This is a genomic window from Arthrobacter sp. Soil764, assembly GCF_001428075.1.
Taxonomy (GTDB): Bacteria; Actinomycetota; Actinomycetes; order Actinomycetales; family Micrococcaceae; genus Arthrobacter.
Map to the genome: position 1 here is coordinate 38,863 of NZ_LMSI01000008.1, position 18,756 is coordinate 57,618.

Genomic DNA, 18,756 nt, shown 5'->3' on the forward strand with positions numbered 1-18,756 from the left:
GGCAACCTTGGCGACAGGGTCGCCACTGGCAGCTGGCTCTGAGTGCGCGCGGCCCAGCCAGTGTGGCGGCACACCACAGCCCTGTCGATTTCGAAGGCCGGTAACAGGCTTGGTAAAGGTTAAGGAATGCTAGACGTCCTGAATCCCGCCCTGCCCTTCATCGCCACTGTCCTTGCCGTCGTGGCCGGACTGGCGCTGTCCTGGCTGCTCCGCAAGGTCGTCCTGAAGCTGAACCGGAAACGGCCAGAGCTGCAGGCCACGTCCCGGGTGGCGCGCCGGCCGCTGCGCCTGGCACTGTGCCTGGCGGGCGTCCGTACCGCGCTGGGGCTTACGGCCGGCAGCGAAAGCTGGCACCCCGGCGTCGACCACCTCCTGTTGATTGCCCTCATAGGTGCGGTGGCCTGGCTGGCCATCGCGGTGCTGCTCATCGTGGAAGCCGTGGTGCTGACCCGGCACAGCGTGGACGTGGCGGACAACCGGCGGGCACGGCGGCTGCGTACACAGATGATCCTGGCCCGCCGGATCGCTGTGGCGCTGGTGGTGGTGCTCGCCGCCGGCACCGCGATGCTGACCTTCCCGGCCATCCAGGCGCTCGGTGCCGGACTGCTGGCGTCAGCCGGCGTCATCTCGATCGTTGCCGGCCTTGCCGCGCAGACGTCCCTGGTGAACGTCTTCGCCGGCATGCAGCTGGCTTTCACGGACGCCATCCGGGTGGATGACGTGGTGGTGGTGCAGAAAGAGTGGGGCCGGATCGAGGAAATCACGCTCACCTACGTGGTGGTGCATCTCTGGGATGACCGCCGTCTGATCCTGCCGTCCACCTACTTCACCACCACGCCTTTCGAGAACTGGACCCGCCGCCAGTCCGAGGTGATGGGCACCGTGGAGTTCGACCTCGACTGGCGTGCCCCGGTGGAGGACATGCGCACCGAACTGCGCCGCGTCCTGGCTGATACCGAGCTGTGGGACGAGCGCGTGGGCGTCCTGCAGATCACCGACGCCACGGGCGGTTTTGTCCGCGTCCGGATCCTGGTCAGCGCGGCGGACAGCGCCGCGCTCTTCGATCTGCGCTGCCTGGTCCGCGAATCCATGGTCACGTTCCTGCAGCAGCACCATCCGGAAGCCCTGCCCCACCAGCGCTGGGAGCAGGCAACGGACGACGCCGGCACCGCCAACCGGCGCAGGGCACCACTGCGCGGGCTGGGTTCGCCCTCCGCCGGCGGCGCGCATCCCCCCGCAGATCCGCACGAATCGCAGTTGTTTACCGGGTCAATTGAGGCGGTGGAGCGGTCCCGGGCGTTCATCGGACCGGGCGAAGAGGTCTTTGAGGAGCGGGACAGAAACCTCGCGTCGCGCAACTGATCCGACAGCGCAAACCCTTGTTATGTGACCTTTTAGTCACCTATCATTGCTGTCATGGACGACGTGTTCAAGGCACTCTCCGACCCCACCCGGCGGGACCTGCTCGACGAGCTGTTCCGCGAGGACGGCCAGACCTTGAGCGCCCTTGAATCACGGTTCGACATGACCCGCTTCGGGATCGCCAAGCACCTCCGCATCCTGGAGGACGCAGGCTTGGTGGTGACCCGCCGTCGGGGCCGGGAAAAGCTGCACTTCCTGAATCCGGTCCCCATCCGCCTGGTCCACGACCGCTGGGTCAGCAAATATGCAGAACCATGGGCCGCTGCCCTCAGCGACCTCAAATCCAGATTGGAAAGTCCCATGGAAAAGATCTTCGAGATTTACATCAAGACCACGCCCGAACGGCTCTGGGAAGCCATCACGGACAGCGACATCCGCAGCAAGTACCAGTTCGGCAACACCCTCGAGGCCGACTGGTCCCCCGGCGGCCGGTTCGTGATGAACAACCCGAAGGCGGGTGCACCGCTGGGCGAAGGCGAAAACCTGGAGGTGGACCCGCCCCGCCGCCTGGTCCAGACCATGCGGGCCCTTTGGGGCGAGGACGTCAAGGCCGAGGGCACCTCCACCATCACGTGGGAGATCGAACCGGTAGGCGATTCCTGCCACCTCACCGTCACCCACAGCGACCTGCGCGAGGGCGCCAACGAACAGCTCTACGGCGGCTGGCCGATGATCCTCTCCGGCCTGAAGACCTGGCTGGAAACCGGCGAAAAGCTCACCACGCCCGGCTCACTGATGTACACCTAAGGCTCCTCCATGAAAGGTTCGACGGCGGCGGGTGCTGTCCGCCGCCGTCGAACCTCTGGTGTGACTACCGGCGCGGAATGCGCACGATCACCGGTCCCGGGCGCTCCGGGTCCAGGGCCACTTTCAGTTCCTGGCCGTCAAGACTCAGGCTGCCCCCGGCACCCTCGACCGACGCTCCGGCTGCTGGTAGCCCCTCCCCGCTGAGCCGCAGCACGGCTTCATGCCCCGCGCTGAGCGAATCAACAAAGGCAACCACCTCAGAACCGCGGTCCACCCAGCGGACCCATGTATCGCCCTGGTCCGTGGCCGCAGCGCCCTCCAGCGGGCGGGCACCCACGAGGTACTGCTTTGCGGTTGCCATCCAGTGGCCAAGGTCGGTCAGGGCCTGGCGCTGGATCTCGGGGATGGTTCCGTCCGCCCGCGGCCCGACATTGAGCAGGAAGTGGCCGCCCCGGGAAACGACGTCCGTCAGGTGCCGGGCCAACTGGCTTCCGGACAGCGACTGCTCCGGACCCTCCACCTGGTTGTAGCCGAAGGAGAATCCGATGCCCCTGCAGTTCTCCCACTCGGATTCGGCCTCGTTCTCCCTGGCCGCTTCGTACTCGCTGGTGGCGTAGTCCTTATGGGTGGCGCCCCAACGGTCGTTCACCACGCCGTCCGGAACCGCTGCGTAGAACTGTTCAAAGAGGGTTCCAAGCCCGTGCTCGCCAAAGTGCTTGCCGGCGTCGGGCCATTCAATGTCGTTCCACAGGACGTGCGGGCGGTACTTGTCCACCAGGTCCACCACATGGTTGTAGGCGTATTCGGCGTAGCCGGCGTCCTTGGGGCGGGAAGTGTCATGGACGCTTTCGCTGGTGACGTGCGGCGGGAAGGGCCGCACATGCCAGTCCAGGCCGCCGGAATAATACAGGCCCAGCTTCAGGCCCTTGTCATCCACGGCCCGGGCGATCTCGCCGATCAGGTCCCTGCGGGGACCACGGTGAACCGTGTTCCGCTCCCCTGTTCCCGGAGCATCCCAGAGCGCGATGCCGTCATGGTGCTTGGTTGTGGGAACCACGTAATCGGCCCCGGCGAATTTGAACAGCTCCACCCAGTCCGCCGGATCGAACTGTTCTGCTTTCCACTGGTCCAGGAAGGCGTCGTAGTCCTCGCCGCCGAACACCTCCCGGTGGTGCTGCTGGGCAGGGCTGCCGTCGATGCGGATGGTGTTGTAGTACCACTCTGCGTAGGGGTTGTGGGTAAACCATTCGCGGTCCTCGATGGTGCCCAGGGCCCCGATGGGTTCGGCCCAGGCGGGAACGGAGTAGGCGCCCCAGTGGATGAAGATGCCGAACGGTGCATTTTGGAACCATTCGGGAACGGGCCGGGACAACTTGCTCCAGTCTTCCGGGGTGGCTAAAGGCTTGGTCATCAGATCACTCCAATTCATTGGTTCGGAACGTTCGGCGCGGTGGAAGGACCGCTGAAGGATGACGTGTGATCAGGGAGGGCCGAGATGTAGTCCTCCACGGCATAGAGGTGGTTTGCCATGCGGGTCCTGGCCCTGTCGGCGTTATGCTGCCGCAGAGCCTCCAGGATTCCCAGATGCTCCCGATGGGTGGCCAGCAGTCCTTCGTTGTCATGGATTGAACGCCACATTCGGCCGCGGATCGTGTTCGTGGATACTGTCTCGATCAGCGCTGACAGCACGTGGTTCCTTGAGGCCTCCGCGATAAGCCGGTGAAATTCGATGTCACACTGCATGGCGCCGGCATGGTCGATGGGTGAGGCGTGAATGGCCGCACTCGCCCGCGCCAATATATTTTCGGCCTGATCAAGCTGCGAGCTGTCGATACACACCGCCGCCGCCGCTGCAGCTTCCGTTTCAAGGGCCCGGCGGACGGTGTGCACCTGATTCGCCCGCTCCCCATCCTGCAGACCAACCCAGAATTCCATGGCGGAGAGGAGCGCGGACGGCTCCAGCCGGGTCACGAAGGTACCGGCCCCCTGCCTGGTTTCCAGGATGCCCATGGTGGACAATGCCCGCACGCCTTCCCGAAGGGAGCCCCTGGAAACCTGCAATTCCGCTGCCAGGTCCTTTTCTACAGGCAACCGGTCGCCCGGCCGCAGCCGGCGCGAGGACAGCATCTGTTTCACTCCTGAAATCACGACATCTGTCTGGGACATCGTCCCATGGGGATTGCCATTGCCCATGGCGGCCGCCTTTCCTAGTGCTCCTTCACGTGAGACCGCTGGCATAAGCCTCTTTCATCAGATGTATGTCCTGTTCAGTACTTCTCCTGCCTATACTGTCATCGAATACCTCGAAATACATCAGATGAATGACACCACAGGCCAAGAAAAGGGTAGGTGAACAGGCATGATCAACTACACGCTCACCCACCCGGGCCTGCTGGCGGCCCTCGCTGAATCCGGGCACGGCTCGCAGATTCTCCTGGCGGACGCCAACTACCCGCACAACACCGGCGCTCCCGCCGCCGCCCGGCGGATCGCACTGAACCTGAGGCCTGGCCTGCTGACCATCGACCAGATTCTGGAGGTGCTGATCGACGCCGTTCCGCTCGAGGCAGCCGCAGTCATGACGCCTCCGGACGGAAACTGGTCAGAGGCAGTCAAAGGCTACGAAAGCGCACTGGGCACGGGAATTCCGATTACTTCCCACCAGCGCTTCGATTTCTATGACACTGCGCGGTCGCCGAACGTCGCCGTCGTCATCGCAAGTGGGGACACCCGGCACTACGCCAACTTGCTGCTGACCATCGGGGTCCGGCCAGACGGAACAGCATGAGGGCCGGCAATTGCTTCAGTCAGTAGACTCACACGTCCACGTCTGGGACCCCGCCGTGCTCAGCTACGACTGGTTGACCGGGGTTCCCGGACTGAACCGGGCCTTCCTTCCACACCAACTTCCGCACATGCCCGGGACACGGGCCGTGTTTGTGCAGGCCGATTGCCGTGATGACCAGGCGCTGAAGGAAGTGGACTGGGTGGCCAGCCTCGGGGACACCTGGCCGGAGTTGGCGGCGGTTGTGGCTTTTGCCCCCATTCACCGCGGGGATGCCGTGTCCCGTGACCTTGCGGAGCTCCGTCAGCGGCCCCTGGTCCGCGGAGTGCGCCAGCTGTTCCAGGACAGGGAGGCCGGTTTCATGCTGACAGCGGAAACACTTGCCGGAGCGCGCCAGGCAGGAAGGGCCGGATTTACCTTTGACGCCTGCGTCCGCTCGTCCCAACTTTCGGAACTTGCAGCATTTGCTGCCCGGGTACCGGAGCTGGACATCGTCCTGGACCACATGGGCAAGCCACCCATTGCGGCCGGTGAACTCAGCGAATGGAGCAGTGCGATGCGTGGACTGGCAAAGCAGTCCAACGTCGTCGTAAAAATCTCGGGGGCGGGCGCGGAAGCTGACCCGACGCGTCCGGTTGCCCCGCAGGCCCTGCCTTTCATTCGGGAAACCCTGAACCTCTTTGGGGCCGGGCGGTGCATGATCGGCAGCGACTGGCCAGTCTCGCTCACGGAACCGGCGGAGTACCAGGACTGGATCGCCACCGTGGAGCAGGCAATGGCCGGTGCATCAGCCAGCGAGCTCGAAAGCGTCGCACAGGGAACCGCAGTTCGGGTCTACCGGCTGGAGGCTGTTCGAGGTCCGGCAAACCAGGAAGAGGAAAAGGACTAATCATGCAATCAGAGACCCACACCATCCCCGGCACCACCGTGCGTCTTCCCGTCCTAGGATTCGGCGGCGCCCCCATCGGCAATCTGTACCGGCAAGTGCCGGAGCAGGAGGCGGTCGACGCCGTCAACACAGCCTGGGAGGGTGGCGTCCGGTACTTCGATACAGCCCCGCACTACGGGCTGGGACTTTCCGAACGGCGCCTTGGAAAAGCCCTCGCGGGCCGGGAGCGCGACAGCTACGTGCTCAGCACCAAGGTGGGGCGCCTGCTCCGGCCCAATCCGTCCCCACAAGGAAAGGACAGTGAGGGGTTCGACGTTCCCGACGATCTGGCCCGTGTCCGTGACTACTCCCGGGACGGCGTCCTGCGCTCCATAGAGGAAAGCCTCCAGCGGCTCGGGACCGACCGGATCGACGTCGTCTACATCCACGACCCGGACGACTACTGGACCGAAGCAGTGGAGGGTGCCGCGCCGACACTGTCCGCGCTGCGCGACCAGGGTGTGATCGGTGCCTGGGGCGCAGGCATGAACCAAGCCGAAATGCTCACCCGTTTCGTCACCGACACGGACATCGATGTGGTCATGCTGGCCGGCCGGTACACGCTGCTCGAACAGGGAGCGGCACGGGAACTGCTGCCGGCGTGCCTGGAGCGGGAAGTGGGAGTGGTGAACGTGGGGGTCTTCAATTCCGGGCTGTTATCCAAGGAACGGCCGGCCGCGAACGCCACCTACAACTACGCACCGGCCCCGCAGGAGCTGCTGGAGCGGGCGAACCTGCTGGCGGACATCTGCGAATCACACGGAACCACACTCCCCGCGGCCGCCCTCAAGTACCCGTACCAGCACCCCGCCGTGACAAGCGTGGTCCTGGGCATGCGGACGCCGGAACAGGTGAAGCAGAACCTCGATCTGGCATCGCAGGCCGTCCCGGACCAGCTATGGGCCGATCTTCGGGACCGCGGCCTGATCACGTGACTCTCGAGAACCAACAACACCCCAATTAACGAAAGAAGAACCATGCAATTTGCGCGCATCGGCGACCCGGGCAAGGAAGTGCCCGCCCTGCTGCATGAAAAGAAGTACTACTCCCTTGAACAGGTGGCGGCGGACATCGACGCCGGTTTCTGGGAGTCCGACGGGCCGGGGCGCGCAGCGGCGGCGCTTGCCGCCGGGGAACTTGCAGAAATTGACATTGACGGTGCCCGGATCGGCGCTCCGATCGCCAGGCCGTCATCGGTCGTCTGCGTGGGCATGAACTATGCGGCGCACGCGGCCGAATCAGGGTCCGCTCCCCCATCGGTGCCCATTATCTTCCACAAGGCCCCCAACACCGTGGCCGGACCGTTCGATGCAGTGGCGATCCCCCGCGGTTCCACCAAGACGGACTGGGAGGTGGAACTGGGAGTGGTCATTGGACGGCGGGCTTCCTATCTCGAATCCCCTGAACAGGCCCACGACCACATCGCCGGCTTTGTCACCGTCAACGACCTTTCCGAGCGAACATTCCAGCTGGAGGTATCCGGCGGCCAGTGGTCCAAGGGAAAGAGCTGCGCCGGTTTCTGCCCCACCGGCCCCTATCTGGTCACTCCGGATGAGGTGGATGCCGGGGACCTTCAGTTGCGGAGCTGGGTCAACGGCGGCATCCGCCAGGACTCCTCCACCCGCGACCTGATCTTTGGGGTGGACCAGGTGATCTATGACCTCAGCCAGTACCTGGTCCTTGAGCCCGGAGACCTGATCTGCACCGGCACTCCGGAGGGAGTGGCCTTGTCCGGGCGCTTCCCCTATCTGAAGGCCGGGGACGTCGTCGAAATTGAAGTAGCGGGCCTCGGCCGCCAGCGCCAGGAATTCTTCCAGGGCTAGCGAGCCCAACCACGAAAGGACCAGACAATGGAGTTTGCGGGACTCAAGGCAATCGTCACCGGAGGAGCCTCCGGGATAGGGGCTGCTACGGCCCAGCTGCTGCAGGAGCGCGGTGCCGTCGTCGCCGTTCTGGACCTCCGCCCCGAACAAGCGCCGGAAGGGGTCGCGGCAATCCAATGCGACGTCTCCGACGACGGCTCTGTCCGCCGGGCGGTGCAGGAGGCTGCAGAGCGCCTGGGCGGGATCGACGTCGTGGCCAACAACGCCGGAGTGGGTGCGCAGGGCACCATTGAATCGAACGACGACGACGAGTGGCACCGCGTGTTCGATATCAACGTGCTGGGAATGGTTCGCGTCTCACGGGCCGCCCTGCCGTACCTGCGCCAGTCTTCCCACGCTGCCATCGTCAACACCTGCTCCGTCGCGGCCACCGCAGGACTCCCGCAGCGGGCCCTTTACAGCGCCACCAAGGGTGCCGTGCTGTCGCTCACCCTGGCCATGGCTGCCGACCACCTGCAGGAAGGGATCAGGGTCAACTGCGTAAACCCGGGCACCGCTGACACTCCGTGGATCGGCCGGTTGCTGTCCGCCGCGGCGGACCCGGAGGCAGAGCGTGCTGCGCTGGAGGCGCGCCAGCCGCACGGCCGGCTGGTGTGCCCGGAGGAGGTGGCCGCTGCGATCGTGTACCTGGCCAGTCCCCTCGCCGGGTCCACTACCGGCGTGGACCTTGCAGTCGATGGGGGCATGCAGGCACTCCGGCTGCGGCCCCGCTCAGCAGCCTCCTGACGCCGGGACCTGGGAACGCGCCAGCGGTTCCGTGGCTGGGTAAGGTCGTGTCATGGACAGCGGCGCCCTGCTTAATATCGCTTTGGTTCTCGGTTTCGTGCTGCTGGGCGGGGTGTTCGCGGCGGCGGAGATAGCACTGGTATCCCTGCGCGAGAGCCAGGTGCGCCGCATCGAGAGATCCGGCGACACCGGCGCCCGCACCGCCGCCCTTGCCCGCAACCCCAACCGCTTCCTCTCCGCGGTGCAGATTGGCGTGACCCTGTCCGGCTTCTTCTCGGCCGCCTATGGCGCCTCGGCGATCGCGCCCGCCGTCGTGCCCCTCCTCGAAGCCATCGGGTTGGGCTCGGCGGCCGGGCCCGCGTCCGTCATCGGCATGACCCTGCTGGTTGCTTATCTTTCCCTGGTTCTGGGCGAACTCGCCCCAAAGAGGCTGGCGCTGCAAAGGCCCGTTGCGTTCACCAGAATCCTGGCCCCGCCGCTGATTGCCCTCTCGGGTGTCATGCGGCCGGTCATCTGGCTCCTGTCCGTGTCGACAGACGCGGTGGTCAGGCTCTTCGGCGGCGACCCGCGCATCAAGCGGGAAGGCATCAGTTCCGAAGAGCTTTGGGACCTGGTGGCGGAGAACGAACTCCTCGAAGAGAGCAGCCGGACCATCCTCGCCGACGTGTTCGGCGCCGGCGACCGGACGCTGCAGGAGGTGATGCGGCCCCGCACAGAGGTGACGTTCATCGACGGAGCGCTGACCATTGCCGAGGCCCGAAGGATGGTCCGGGACGGGCCGTATTCGCGCTTCCCGGTCATCGGGCGGAGCCCTGACGACGTCCTGGGCTTCGTCCACATCCGCGACCTGATGCCCCGGGACCAGGCACAGGACCAGGCACCTGTGAGAGATATCGCCCGGGAGATCCTGCCGCTGCCCGGGACCAACCGTGTGCTTCCGTCGCTTTCCCGGATGCGCAAGACCAACCAGCACATCGCCCTGGTGGTGGATGAGTACGGCGGCACTGACGGCGTGGTCACGCTCGAGGACCTGGTGGAGGAACTGGTGGGCGAGATCTACGACGAATACGACACGGGCGCCGAGCACGAGGACCGCGTCAATGTGGCCAACGGAACCATCGATGTGGACGGCGGCCTGATCCTGCAGGAGTTCAAGGCCGCCGCCGGTATCGCGCTCGCTGAGGGCCACTACGAAACGGTGGCGGGGTTCATGATGGACCGCCTGGGCAGGCTCCCGCAGGCGGGTGACCGGGTGCAGATCCCCGGATACGTCCTGACTGTCCTCAGCATGGACCGGCTGCGGATCGCCCGGGTCAGGGTCACACCGGTCTCTGACCAGCCAGGCTGAGGCGGACGACGGCGGCACCTGGCGGGTGGAGGCAGGGAACCTGCTGACCTGCGAACGCAGCCCCGGCTTCCTTGTGGCGCTTGCCAGGGGAAGTGAACCGGTGAAGCTGCCGCCCGGCGTCGTCCTGTTCAGCGCCTTCCCGCTGGAAAAGGAGGGGTGGCTGCAGCCGGACAACGCCGTGTGGCTGCGGCTGTAGCTGCGGCCGCTTCAGGGGACCAACGGCTCTATGGCGGGGGTTGGGGCAGCGGCCACACTGGAGCTTCCCACCCACCGGCAGGCAGGACAGACCATCATGTTCACCAAACGCACCACCCTCATCGGCGCCGCCCTGGCGCTAGGCATTGCAGCCGTCGCGGCGCCCGCACAGGCCGCCAGCAGCGGCGGCGCGGAAGTCGACAGGACAAGCGATTGCCAGGACAATCAAAAGTTGTGCCAAACGGTCCAGACTCCGAGCGGCATCCGTTCCAGCTCAACCTTCAGCAACTGGGTCGATACAGATCCGAGCGACGGGACCACAACCCGGACGCGCATGAGCTCCCACAGCCTCGAGAAGGACGGTATATCCATCGAAGTGGGCCTGCATTACGCGCAAACCATCGGCGGATGCACGGACCGGGAGGACAGCCAGCAAGTCAGGAACGGCCGCGGGTACAACCACGAGGTCTACCACTGCCCGTGACCGCCCGGTGGGAGCCTACGCGCTAAGACTCCGGTCGAGGAATGCGAGGGTACGCCTCCATGAGTCTTCGGCGGCCTCAGCGTTGTAGGTGTACCTGTTGGTGTCGTTGAAAAAGGCGTGGCCCGTTCCGGGATACACGACGGCTTCGAAATCCACCCCGGCGGCCCGCATCCGCTGCTTCAGGCCGGGCAGTTCCTCCATGAGCGCGCTGTCCTGCCCGCCGTAAAAAGCCAGGACGGGGCAGTTGACGGCACGCAGCTCGGCGTCGTTGAATTCGGCGTGGCCGTAGAAGGGAACAGCGGCCCGGAGCCTGGGTTCGGCAACGGCCAGCGAAAAGGTGTAGGTGCCGCCCAGGCAGAAGCCCGTGGCGGCCACCCGCCCCGCCAGACCCGGCACGCCTTCCAGATGGTCGAAACACACACGCAGGGCCGCCACGGCGTGCTTGGCGTACTCCGGTGAGCGCATCGGCGCCATATGCTTCCGCAGGCGCGGCTGGGCAATGCTGCGTTGTTGGGGGTCGAAGGCGGCCTCCCGCAGCTCCCCGCTGAGATCGGCCACGCCCCCGGCTCCGGAGAGCAGGTCCGGCGCCACCGCCATATGGCCTTCCGCTGCGAAACGGTCTGCCACATCCTTGGTATGCCGGACCAGGCCCCACACTTCATGGACCACCACCAGCCCGCCCTTGGGAGGTCCGGCCGGTTCACTGACATACGCCTGGACGGACGTTCCGGCGTTACCCAGAGCCATCATGTTTCCCATGTGGCCAGCATGGCACGGGCGCCGCACGCTTTATAGGGGTTTCCCCACGCTTCCCGGGAGCGGACTACGCCTTCTGCGGCCGCCAGAACACAGAGATTCCGAACGTCACGGCACAGAGCACCAGCATGGCCAGCACCATCCGCATCCAGCTGTCCTGGTGCACGCCGCCGGACGCGAACACGCCGATCATCACGGTGGCGGTAATCGCCCCCACGTAACGGCAGGTCTGGTAGATCCCGGCAGCCACCCCGCGGTCCTGCGGCCGGGTGGACACGAACATGCCCTGGTTGGAGGCGATGCTGACCGTGCCGTACGGGATGCCCATCAGCGCGGTCAGCACCACCACGACGGGGATGGCCAGCGTGCCGGTCAGCAGCCACATGAGTGCCGCCACCACGGTCAAAAGGACGACGCCGGCAAGCAGCACCCGCCGGACGCCGAACCTTCCCATGGCGGAGACTGCCCATGGGGTTGCCACCACGGACATGCCCGCCAGGGGCAGCATCAGCAGGCCCACCACGCCGGGATCGTAGCCGCCGGCTTCCTGCAGCAGCTGGGGAAGGCCGAAAAAGACGAAGTAGTAGACGCTGCTGAACACGGCGAAGGCCAGGTACATCAGCATCAGCGGCCTGTTCCGGCCCAGCAGCCGCAGGTCCAGGAAAGGTCTGGCGAAGCGCAGCTCCCGCCACGCAAACAGTGCCGCGATGACGGTCCCGCCGGCCAGCATCACCCAGCGGTAGTCCGGGGCCACGTTCAGGGCCGCCATCATGACCAGCAGGAGCGCGCCGATGAACCCGGCGATGCCCGGGACGTCCGAGTCCCGCACCAGTTCCGCGACGCTGCCCCGTTCCCGGACCTTGTCCGGCGGCGCAGCCTTGCGCACAATCAGCAATGCCGCGAGTGACAGCGGGACGTTGATCAGGAACAGCGACTCCCATCCCACGAAGCCCACCAGCAGGCCGCCGACCACCGGGCCTACCGCGGCTGCAGACGTGTTGGCCATCTGCAGGCGGCCCAGCGGGCGGGCTGAATCCACCTTGGCCTGGTGCGCCAAGGCGCCCACCATCACCACGGCACTGGGATATGCGGTGGCTGTTCCCAGCGCCATCACCGCCCGTGCCACGCAGAGCAGCGCGAAGTTCGGGGCCAGTGGAGCCAGGGCGCAGGTGATGGCCACCAGCCCCATGCCCAGCATGAACATCCGGCGCGGCCCGAACCGGTCGGCGAGCCTGCCCATCACCGGCTGCCCGGCCGCGGAGGCCAGGTAGAAGGAGGTGACCACCCAGGTGACGGCAGCGACGTCGAGTCCGAAGTCGGCGCGCAGCACCACCAGGGCCACGGCGATCATGGAGGAGTTCAGCGGGTTCAGTGCCGTGCCCAGGCTGAGGCCGGCGACGGCCAGGGCAGTCCGGGGGTTGTTGCTCACGGTAACAGTCTGGCCTAAAGCCTCCGCCGGAGGCGACTTGGCGGGTTTCCCGCTTCGCCGTGGCGGGCGTTACTTGCCCGCCAACACCACCGGGAACAGGGCGTCCTCCACGGCGCGGGTCAGATCCCGGATCACCTGGGCCTGGCGCTCATCCGGAGCACCGTCAGGGTTCTCCGTGTAGATGACCAGCGCGAACGTCGAACCGCGGTAGCTCAGGAGTGCGGCGTCATGCAGTTCCCCGGACACTTCCCCGTACTTGTGATGGACGTCCACGCCGGCCCTTGAGCCGGCCGGAATGAGGTCTTCGTTATTGGTGTCCCGCATATAGCTGAGCAGCTCCGCCGTATTGTCCTTGTCCAGGAGCTCTCCCGCATAGAGCTTCTTCAGGATCAGGGCCATGTCCGCGGCCGTCAGGAGATTTTGTTCGGGATCATACGTGACGCCGATCGAGTCCGCGTAGGCGATCAACTCCGGATAGCCCACGGCGTCCATCAGCAGCAGCCAGGAGTCGTTGTTGCTGTCATTGACCATGGCCTTGAGTTGGAACGCGGCGTCGTAGTCGCCCATGGCATCATCCAGGCTCGCCTGCCCGTTTTCCACCAGGTGGTAGTAGGCTGCGGCGGTGAGGATCTTCGCCGTGCTGGCAGCAGTGAACGTGTCCCCGTCGCCGAAGGTCCGTTCCGCACCGCCGGACACGTCGGCGAGCGCCAGTCCTATCCTGTATTCGTCCGCCTCACTGAGGATGTTGTCCACGCTGTCCTGCAACGACGGCGGAGCTGCCGCCACCGGCGACGCGGGGATGGCCGGCTGGGTGGGGACCACTGCGCCCATCAGCGGCACAGACCGAACCACGGCCAGGGTGATGGTGCCGACGATGACCAGCACCACCGCAAGGGCCAGGACCAGCAGCCTTCTGTGGCCCCGCTTTCTGCTGGACGTTGGCTTGCCTGAAGACGGCGTGCCCGGCGGCGGCAAGGGAGCACCGCGGCCCGGCTTGGGCACCACGGGGTGCACGGACATACAAGGGCTCCTGTCGCGCCTCGGCAATCAAAAACACCGTCAGCGCGGCGATGAACCGCGCTGATAGATGCTGATTAAATCACCGGAGGTTGGGAGCTTCCTGAAGGCTTGCGGAGTGTTCCGAAAGCCTGTTTTGAGGATGTGCTCAGCTGCGGGTACGGGCGGCCAGTGCGGTGTCCAGGAATTCCAGGTGGGCCTGTGTCACGGGCACTGCGCTGGCCGAATATTCAGGGTGCTTAACCAGGAATTTCTTGATGAACGGGCACACCGGGATGATGCCGCTCCCGGCGTCCACCGTACTGTCCAGGGCAGCCGTGGCCAGTACGCCGGCCAGGCCCTGCCCGCCGTATTCCTCGTTGATCACCGTGTGGTAGAAGATCCGCTGTGGCGACTCCCCGCCGTCGTACTCCTTGTACGCCGCCTTGCCAATCACATTGCCGGCGTCGAGGATCTCGAAGCGTTCGCGCCCGGGGTTGTGGCGGACGGTGATGTCACTCAAGGGAACTCCTTCGTTTGCGGGGTTGTGCTGCCCGTGCAAAGCCTAACCCGGCACGGGCAGCACTTATTTCCGCAAACGATGGTTCCCCGGCGGCGTCCCCGTCCGCCGTCCTGTCAGCTCAGGTAGCCGTTGGGATTCAGGACGTACTTGGTGGCTGCGCCGGCGTCGAACTCCGCGTAGCCCTTCGGTGCCTCCTCCAACGGAATAGCCTTGGCATTGACGTTCTTGGCGATGTTGACCTTGTCATTCAGGATGGCCATCATCAGCTGCCGGTTGTACTTCATGACCGGGCACTGGCCCGTGGTGAAGCTCAGCGACTTCGCCCAGCCGGTGCCAAGGCTCAGGCTCAGTGACCCCTTCTTGGCGGCCTCGTCGATGCCACCCGGATCGCCTGTCACGTACAGCCCGGGGATACCGAGCGCGCCGCCTGCCGCGGTGATGTCCATCAGCGAGTTCAGCACGGTGGCGGGTGCTTCTTCGGCGTCCTTGCCATGCCCGTGTCCCCGTGCCTCAAAGCCCACCGCGTCCACGCCGCAGTCCACCTCAGGCACGCCGAGGATCTGCTCGATCTGCTCCGCCGGGCCTCCCTTGGTAAGGTCCACCGTCTCGCAGCCGAAGCTGCGCGCCCTCGCCAGCCGTTCCTCGTTAAGGTCGCCCACAATCACGACGGCGGCACCCAGCAAGTGTGCGCTCGTCGCCGCTGCGAGGCCCACGGGACCAGCCCCGGCGACGTAAACAGTGGAGCCCACGCCCACGCCCGCGGACACGGCGCCGTGGAACCCGGTGGGGAAGATGTCCGAGAGCATGGCCAGGTCCAGGATCTTCTCCATGGCCCGGTCCTTGTCCGGGAACTTCAGCAGGTTCCAGTCCGCATAGGGCACCAGCACGTAGTTGGCCTGGCCGCCCACCCAGCCGCCCATGTCCACGTAGCCGTAGGCGCTGCCCGGGCGGTCCGGATTCACGTTGAGGCAGATGCCTGTCTTGCGTTCCTTGCAGTTCCGGCAGCGTCCGCAGGCGATGTTGAACGGCACGGAGCAGAGGTCACCCACCTTGATGAACTCGACGTCACGGCCCACCTCCACCACTTCGCCGGTGATCTCGTGGCCCAGCACCAGGTTGGGCGGAGCAGTGGTGCGCCCACGGACCATGTGCTGGTCCGATCCGCAAATGTTGGTGGCCACCGTTTTGAGGATCACTCCATGGTTGACCGGGCGTCCCACATTCGCGGGGTTGACGCCTGGCCCGTCCTTGAGCTCAAACGTCGGATAGTCAATATCGATTACTTCCACCTTGCCGGCTTCTTTGTAGGCAACGGCTTTGTTCCCTGTCATCTATCGCTCCTGTAGTCAGGCGTCCGGTGGGACGGCCGTGATCTGGGTAGGTGAGACATCCCGCGTGGGAACAGTGCTGGCCCTTGGGTTTTTGGAGATTTAGCGCGGTCAGGTACCGGTTCCCGGGTGGGGATCCGCCCAGTCTAGGGAGGGCCCCTGACAACGGTCTAGGGGTAGGAAGCCCCTTGTTTAGGGGAGCATTCCATAGGGGAAACGGTTATTGTGGCCTACGCGGCAGCAACCGGCTCCCGCTGTTCTGGAAACGCACCCAGGTGGGCCGGTTCCACGGTACGTTCCACCGTTGAGGAGAACCCATGAAAACGCGCACTCTTGGACAACTGACAGTGTCTTCCCTGGGCCTTGGCTGCATGGGCATGAGCGAGTTTTACGGCGACGGCGATGAGCAGGAGTCGATGGCCACCATCCACGAGTTCCTCGACGCCGGCGGATCCCTGCTGGACACGGCGGACATGTACGGCCCCTTCACCAACGAAAAGCTGGTGGGCCGCGCCATCGCCGGCCGCCGCGGAGATGTTGTCCTGGCCACCAAGTTCGGAAATGAACGCCGCGAAGACGGTTCCTGGGTTGGCATCAACGGCCGCCCCGAATATGTCAGGTCCGCCTGCGACGCCAGCCTCCAGCGGCTGGGCGTGGACCACATCGATCTGTACTACCAGCACCGGGTGGACAGGGCCGTCCCTATCGAGGACACCGTTGGCGCCATGGCCGAACTGGTCCAGGCCGGGAAGGTCCGGTACCTGGGCCTGTCCGAGGCGGCCGCGGACACCATCCGCCGGGCCCACGCAGTACACGCCATCACAGCCCTGCAGACCGAATATTCGCTGTGGGAGCGGGAGCCTGAAACCAAGGTGTTCCCGGTACTCGCCGAACTGGGCATCGGTTTTGTGCCCTACAGCCCGCTGGGCCGGGGTTTCCTCACCGGCCAGATCCGCAGCGTGGACGATTTCGCCGAGGACGACTTCAGGCGGCGCTCTCCCCGTTTCCAGGGGGAAAACTTCACCCGCAACCTGGAACTCGTGGACCGGGTCAAGGAGCTGGCCGACCAAAAACAGTGCACTCCCGGCCAGCTGGCCCTGGCCTGGCTGCTGGCGCAGGGCGAGCATATTGTCCCGATCCCGGGCACCAAGAAGCGTGAACGGCTGCGGGAAAACCTGGGTGCCGTGGATGTGGAGCTCAGGGAGGACGAGCTGCAACAGCTGGACCAGCTGGCACCGACAGGGGCCGTTGCCGGCGCGCGCTACCCGGATATGTCCCCCATCGACACGTAGGCGCCCGATCCTCGCCTTATGGACAAAACCCCGTCGCACGCCGAGGGGAAAAGTCCTCACGGCGGGGAGTTGCCAGCACTCCAAGGTTGCGGCGGCGGGGAGTTGCCAGCACCCCAAGGTTGCGACGGCCGGGCGGGGCTGGCGTAGGGTGGTTGCTACGGCTGAAGCAAGCGGCCCCAGTTTTCGTCTGTGCGGAGCCACTTTTCATGTCCGACGAACCAGCCCTTCGGGCCCTTGCTGAATCTCCCTTCTCCCTGCCCCACCTGCGGGACGGCCAATTAGCAGGCATGGCAGCCCTTTCGGACGGCCGCGACGTCCTCGCCGTCATGCCCACCGGATACGGCAAGTCCGCCATCTACCAAATCGCTGCCCTGCACCTGCACAACACAAGGGGACGTCCCGCCGTCGTGGTTTCACCGCTAATTGCCCTCCAGGAGGACCAGCTGGACGGCCTGGCCCATGTCCTGGGGCCTGGTGCGGCGGTGGCCATCAACTCCTCGCACAGCGACACCGACGTCGAGGCTTCCTGGCAGGGCGTTGAGGACGGCAGGGCGGTGTTCCTTTTCCTCGCCCCCGAACAGCTGGCCAAGCAAGCCACCGTGGACCGGATCAAAGCCCTGGACATCTCACTGTTCGTGGTGGACGAGGCCCATTGCGTTTCCTCCTGGGGCCACGACTTCCGGCCCGATTATCTGGCCTTGGGTAATGTCCGGGAGCAGTTGGGGAACCCTCCCGTGGGTGCGTTGACCGCCACCGCCTCCCCGCCGGTCAGGGACGAGATCGTGGAGCGGCTGGGCATGAAGGACGCCCTGGTCCTGGTCCACGGCTTCGACCGGCCCAACATCAGCTTGGACGTGGTCCGGCACCATGAGGACAAGGGCAAGCGCAAGGCGGTGCTCGCCCAGGTAGCGGACCTGGCCGGGGAGGGGCAGGGCCTGCTCTATGCGGCCACCCGGAAGGACACGGAGAAATACGCGGCCAAGCTGGAAAAGGAGGGGCTCCGCGCGGAGGCCTACCATGCAGGCCGTTCCGCCAAGGACCGGGAACACATTCACGAGCTGTTCCTGGCCGACAAGCTGGACGTCGTGGTCGCCACCACCGCGTTCGGCATGGGCATCGACAAGCCGAACGTCCGGTTTGTGGTGCATGCGGACATCCCGGAATCCCTGGATTCCTACTACCAGGAGATCGGGCGGGCAGGCAGGGATGGCGAACCCGCATCCGCCGTGCTGCACTACCGCTCCGAGGACCTGGGCCTGCGGAAGTTCTTCAGCACCCACTCCCCCGATCCGGATTCGCTGATGGCTGTGCTGAAGATCCTCAAGACCGCCAAGGCTCCGGCGCCCAAGGCATCCCTGGCAGAGCTGACCGGGTTACCCGCCCGCCGCATCACCGGACTCATCAACCAGCTGGAGGAAATTGGCGCCGTCACCACAGGTAAGCGTGGAATCCGGCTGACCTCCAAAGCCAAGCTCCCCACATTGGTGGGCGACGCCGTCGAACTCGCCGAGGCCCGGCAGCGCGTGGACCAGTCCCGGCTCACCATGATGCGCGCCTACGCGGAGACGGACGGCTGCCGGCGGCAGTTCCTGCTGGGCTACTTCGGCGAGGCCCTGCCGGAGCCGTGCGGAAACTGTGACGGCTGTGCCGCTGCCGCCGCTTCGGTGCACGTGCCGGAGCCGGACCAGGGAGAGGGCAAAAAGCAGGCAGGCAAGGCGTCCGACGGCGGCGGGCCGGCTTCCGCGGCCCACGAACCATTCCCGCTTCAATCCGCGGTAGTCCACAAGGAGTGGGGCCCCGGCCTGGTGATGCGCCACGAGGACGATGTCATCACGGTGCTCTTTGAGCAGGAAGGGTACAAGACGCTGTCCCGGTCCGCCGTTGTGGAGAATGAACTCCTGAAGCCCGCTTAGG

Annotated in this window: 19 protein-coding genes; 12 read left to right on the forward strand and 7 right to left on the reverse strand. The window is 65.6% G+C overall.

Annotated elements, in window-relative coordinates:
• The first annotated feature begins 126 nt into the window (after nt 1-126).
• Both ASG86_RS06815 and ASG86_RS06820 read left to right on the forward strand, forming a co-directional pair.
• Nucleotides 127-1,362, forward strand: a complete 1,236-nt coding sequence (locus ASG86_RS06815) for a mechanosensitive ion channel family protein (RefSeq protein ID WP_235565119.1) — start codon at nt 127-129, stop codon at nt 1,360-1,362.
• Nucleotides 1,363-1,416: 54 nt separating this feature from the next.
• The gene (locus ASG86_RS06820) at nt 1,417-2,169 is read left to right on the forward strand and encodes an ArsR/SmtB family transcription factor (RefSeq protein WP_056331864.1); all 753 of its coding nucleotides are present in this window, start codon (nt 1,417-1,419) and stop codon (nt 2,167-2,169) included.
• A gap of 64 nt (nt 2,170-2,233) precedes the next feature.
• On the opposite strand, the gene ASG86_RS06825 is transcribed toward ASG86_RS06820, so the two are convergent.
• Both ASG86_RS06825 and ASG86_RS06830 read right to left on the reverse strand, forming a co-directional pair.
• Nucleotides 2,234-3,580 (reverse strand): alpha-L-fucosidase, encoded by a 1,347-nt coding sequence (locus ASG86_RS06825; RefSeq protein ID WP_056331866.1) that lies wholly within the window; start codon nt 3,578-3,580, stop codon nt 2,234-2,236.
• Nucleotides 3,581-3,594: 14 nt separating this feature from the next.
• Entirely contained in the window at nt 3,595-4,362 is a 768-nt protein-coding gene (locus ASG86_RS06830) for a FadR/GntR family transcriptional regulator (protein WP_056331869.1), read from the reverse strand.
• 166 nt (nt 4,363-4,528) lie between these two features.
• Here ASG86_RS06830 and ASG86_RS06835 point away from each other — a divergent pair, with 166 nt between their 5' ends.
• Genes ASG86_RS06835 through ASG86_RS06865 form a run of 8 tightly spaced genes read left to right on the forward strand, consistent with a single transcriptional unit; the run spans nt 4,529 to nt 10,518 of the window.
• Entirely contained in the window at nt 4,529-4,957 is a 429-nt protein-coding gene (locus ASG86_RS06835; RefSeq protein ID WP_056331871.1) for an RbsD/FucU domain-containing protein, read from the forward strand.
• Nucleotides 4,958-4,967: 10 nt separating this feature from the next.
• Nucleotides 4,968-5,843 carry an amidohydrolase family protein gene (locus tag ASG86_RS06840; RefSeq protein ID WP_082566700.1) on the forward strand — a complete coding sequence of 292 codons (876 nt, stop codon included), beginning with the start codon at nt 4,968-4,970 and terminating at the stop codon, nt 5,841-5,843.
• Nucleotides 5,844-5,845: 2 nt separating this feature from the next.
• Nucleotides 5,846-6,817: an aldo/keto reductase gene (locus ASG86_RS06845; protein WP_056331873.1), complete on the forward strand. Its 972-nt coding sequence runs from the start codon at nt 5,846-5,848 to the stop codon at nt 6,815-6,817.
• Nucleotides 6,818-6,859: 42 nt separating this feature from the next.
• Nucleotides 6,860-7,705, forward strand: a complete 846-nt coding sequence (locus tag ASG86_RS06850; RefSeq protein WP_056331876.1) for a fumarylacetoacetate hydrolase family protein — start codon at nt 6,860-6,862, stop codon at nt 7,703-7,705.
• Between the two features lie 27 nt (nt 7,706-7,732).
• Nucleotides 7,733-8,491, forward strand: a complete 759-nt coding sequence (locus ASG86_RS06855; protein WP_056331878.1) for an SDR family NAD(P)-dependent oxidoreductase — start codon at nt 7,733-7,735, stop codon at nt 8,489-8,491.
• Nucleotides 8,492-8,543: 52 nt separating this feature from the next.
• Nucleotides 8,544-9,839 carry a hemolysin family protein gene (locus ASG86_RS06860; RefSeq protein ID WP_056331880.1) on the forward strand — a complete coding sequence of 432 codons (1,296 nt, stop codon included), beginning with the start codon at nt 8,544-8,546 and terminating at the stop codon, nt 9,837-9,839.
• A gap of 25 nt (nt 9,840-9,864) precedes the next feature.
• Nucleotides 9,865-10,035, forward strand: a complete 171-nt coding sequence (locus tag ASG86_RS20090; protein ID WP_200946183.1) for a hypothetical protein — start codon at nt 9,865-9,867, stop codon at nt 10,033-10,035.
• Between the two features lie 30 nt (nt 10,036-10,065).
• Nucleotides 10,066-10,518: a hypothetical protein gene (locus tag ASG86_RS06865; protein WP_056331883.1), complete on the forward strand. Its 453-nt coding sequence runs from the start codon at nt 10,066-10,068 to the stop codon at nt 10,516-10,518.
• 15 nt (nt 10,519-10,533) lie between these two features.
• On the opposite strand, the gene ASG86_RS06870 is transcribed toward ASG86_RS06865, so the two are convergent.
• The 5 genes from ASG86_RS06870 to fdhA all read right to left on the reverse strand — a co-directional run bounded on the left by ASG86_RS06870 (nt 10,534) and on the right by fdhA (nt 15,553).
• Nucleotides 10,534-11,277, reverse strand: a complete 744-nt coding sequence (locus ASG86_RS06870) for a dienelactone hydrolase family protein (protein ID WP_056331885.1) — start codon at nt 11,275-11,277, stop codon at nt 10,534-10,536.
• A gap of 64 nt (nt 11,278-11,341) precedes the next feature.
• Complete coding sequence (locus tag ASG86_RS06875) at nt 11,342-12,703, reverse strand: MFS transporter (protein ID WP_056331888.1); 1,362 nt, start codon at nt 12,701-12,703, stop codon at nt 11,342-11,344.
• A 69-nt stretch (nt 12,704-12,772) separates the two neighbouring features.
• Complete coding sequence (locus ASG86_RS06880) at nt 12,773-13,723, reverse strand: serine hydrolase (RefSeq protein WP_056331890.1); 951 nt, start codon at nt 13,721-13,723, stop codon at nt 12,773-12,775.
• 145 nt (nt 13,724-13,868) lie between these two features.
• On the reverse strand, nt 13,869-14,222 hold the full coding sequence (locus ASG86_RS06885; protein ID WP_056331892.1) for a GNAT family N-acetyltransferase: 354 nt from the start codon (nt 14,220-14,222) through the stop codon (nt 13,869-13,871).
• A gap of 113 nt (nt 14,223-14,335) precedes the next feature.
• Nucleotides 14,336-15,553 carry a formaldehyde dehydrogenase, glutathione-independent gene (fdhA, locus tag ASG86_RS06890; RefSeq protein WP_056331894.1) on the reverse strand — a complete coding sequence of 406 codons (1,218 nt, stop codon included), beginning with the start codon at nt 15,551-15,553 and terminating at the stop codon, nt 14,336-14,338.
• A 314-nt stretch (nt 15,554-15,867) separates the two neighbouring features.
• Here fdhA and ASG86_RS06895 point away from each other — a divergent pair, with 314 nt between their 5' ends.
• Entirely contained in the window at nt 15,868-16,842 is a 975-nt protein-coding gene (locus tag ASG86_RS06895; RefSeq protein ID WP_056331897.1) for an aldo/keto reductase, read from the forward strand.
• Nucleotides 16,843-17,048: 206 nt separating this feature from the next.
• On the forward strand, nt 17,049-18,755 hold the full coding sequence (locus tag ASG86_RS06900) for a RecQ family ATP-dependent DNA helicase (RefSeq protein WP_056331899.1): 1,707 nt from the start codon (nt 17,049-17,051) through the stop codon (nt 18,753-18,755).
• Nucleotide 18,756 lies beyond the last annotated feature (1 nt).

What these genes read in the sequence shown, in the direction of transcription:
- ASG86_RS06895 (WP_056331897.1), top strand. Translation starts at nt 15,868, where the DNA reads ATGAAAACGCGCACTCTTGGACAACTGACAGTGTCTTCCCTGGGCCTT.
- ASG86_RS06900 (WP_056331899.1), top strand. Translation starts at nt 17,049, where the DNA reads ATGTCCGACGAACCAGCCCTTCGGGCCCTTGCTGAATCTCCCTTCTCC.
- ASG86_RS06835 (WP_056331871.1), top strand. Translation starts at nt 4,529, where the DNA reads ATGATCAACTACACGCTCACCCACCCGGGCCTGCTGGCGGCCCTCGCT.
- ASG86_RS06845 (WP_056331873.1), top strand. Translation starts at nt 5,846, where the DNA reads ATGCAATCAGAGACCCACACCATCCCCGGCACCACCGTGCGTCTTCCC.
- ASG86_RS06870 (WP_056331885.1), bottom strand. Translation starts at nt 11,277, where the DNA reads ATGGGAAACATGATGGCTCTGGGTAACGCCGGAACGTCCGTCCAGGCG.
- ASG86_RS06865 (WP_056331883.1), top strand. Translation starts at nt 10,066, where the DNA reads ATGGCGGGGGTTGGGGCAGCGGCCACACTGGAGCTTCCCACCCACCGG.
- ASG86_RS06815 (WP_235565119.1), top strand. Translation starts at nt 127, where the DNA reads ATGCTAGACGTCCTGAATCCCGCCCTGCCCTTCATCGCCACTGTCCTT.
- ASG86_RS06820 (WP_056331864.1), top strand. Translation starts at nt 1,417, where the DNA reads ATGGACGACGTGTTCAAGGCACTCTCCGACCCCACCCGGCGGGACCTG.
- ASG86_RS06860 (WP_056331880.1), top strand. Translation starts at nt 8,544, where the DNA reads ATGGACAGCGGCGCCCTGCTTAATATCGCTTTGGTTCTCGGTTTCGTG.
- ASG86_RS06850 (WP_056331876.1), top strand. Translation starts at nt 6,860, where the DNA reads ATGCAATTTGCGCGCATCGGCGACCCGGGCAAGGAAGTGCCCGCCCTG.
- ASG86_RS06855 (WP_056331878.1), top strand. Translation starts at nt 7,733, where the DNA reads ATGGAGTTTGCGGGACTCAAGGCAATCGTCACCGGAGGAGCCTCCGGG.
- fdhA (WP_056331894.1), bottom strand. Translation starts at nt 15,553, where the DNA reads ATGACAGGGAACAAAGCCGTTGCCTACAAAGAAGCCGGCAAGGTGGAA.
- ASG86_RS06880 (WP_056331890.1), bottom strand. Translation starts at nt 13,723, where the DNA reads ATGTCCGTGCACCCCGTGGTGCCCAAGCCGGGCCGCGGTGCTCCCTTG.
- ASG86_RS06830 (WP_056331869.1), bottom strand. Translation starts at nt 4,362, where the DNA reads ATGGGCAATGGCAATCCCCATGGGACGATGTCCCAGACAGATGTCGTG.
- ASG86_RS06825 (WP_056331866.1), bottom strand. Translation starts at nt 3,580, where the DNA reads ATGACCAAGCCTTTAGCCACCCCGGAAGACTGGAGCAAGTTGTCCCGG.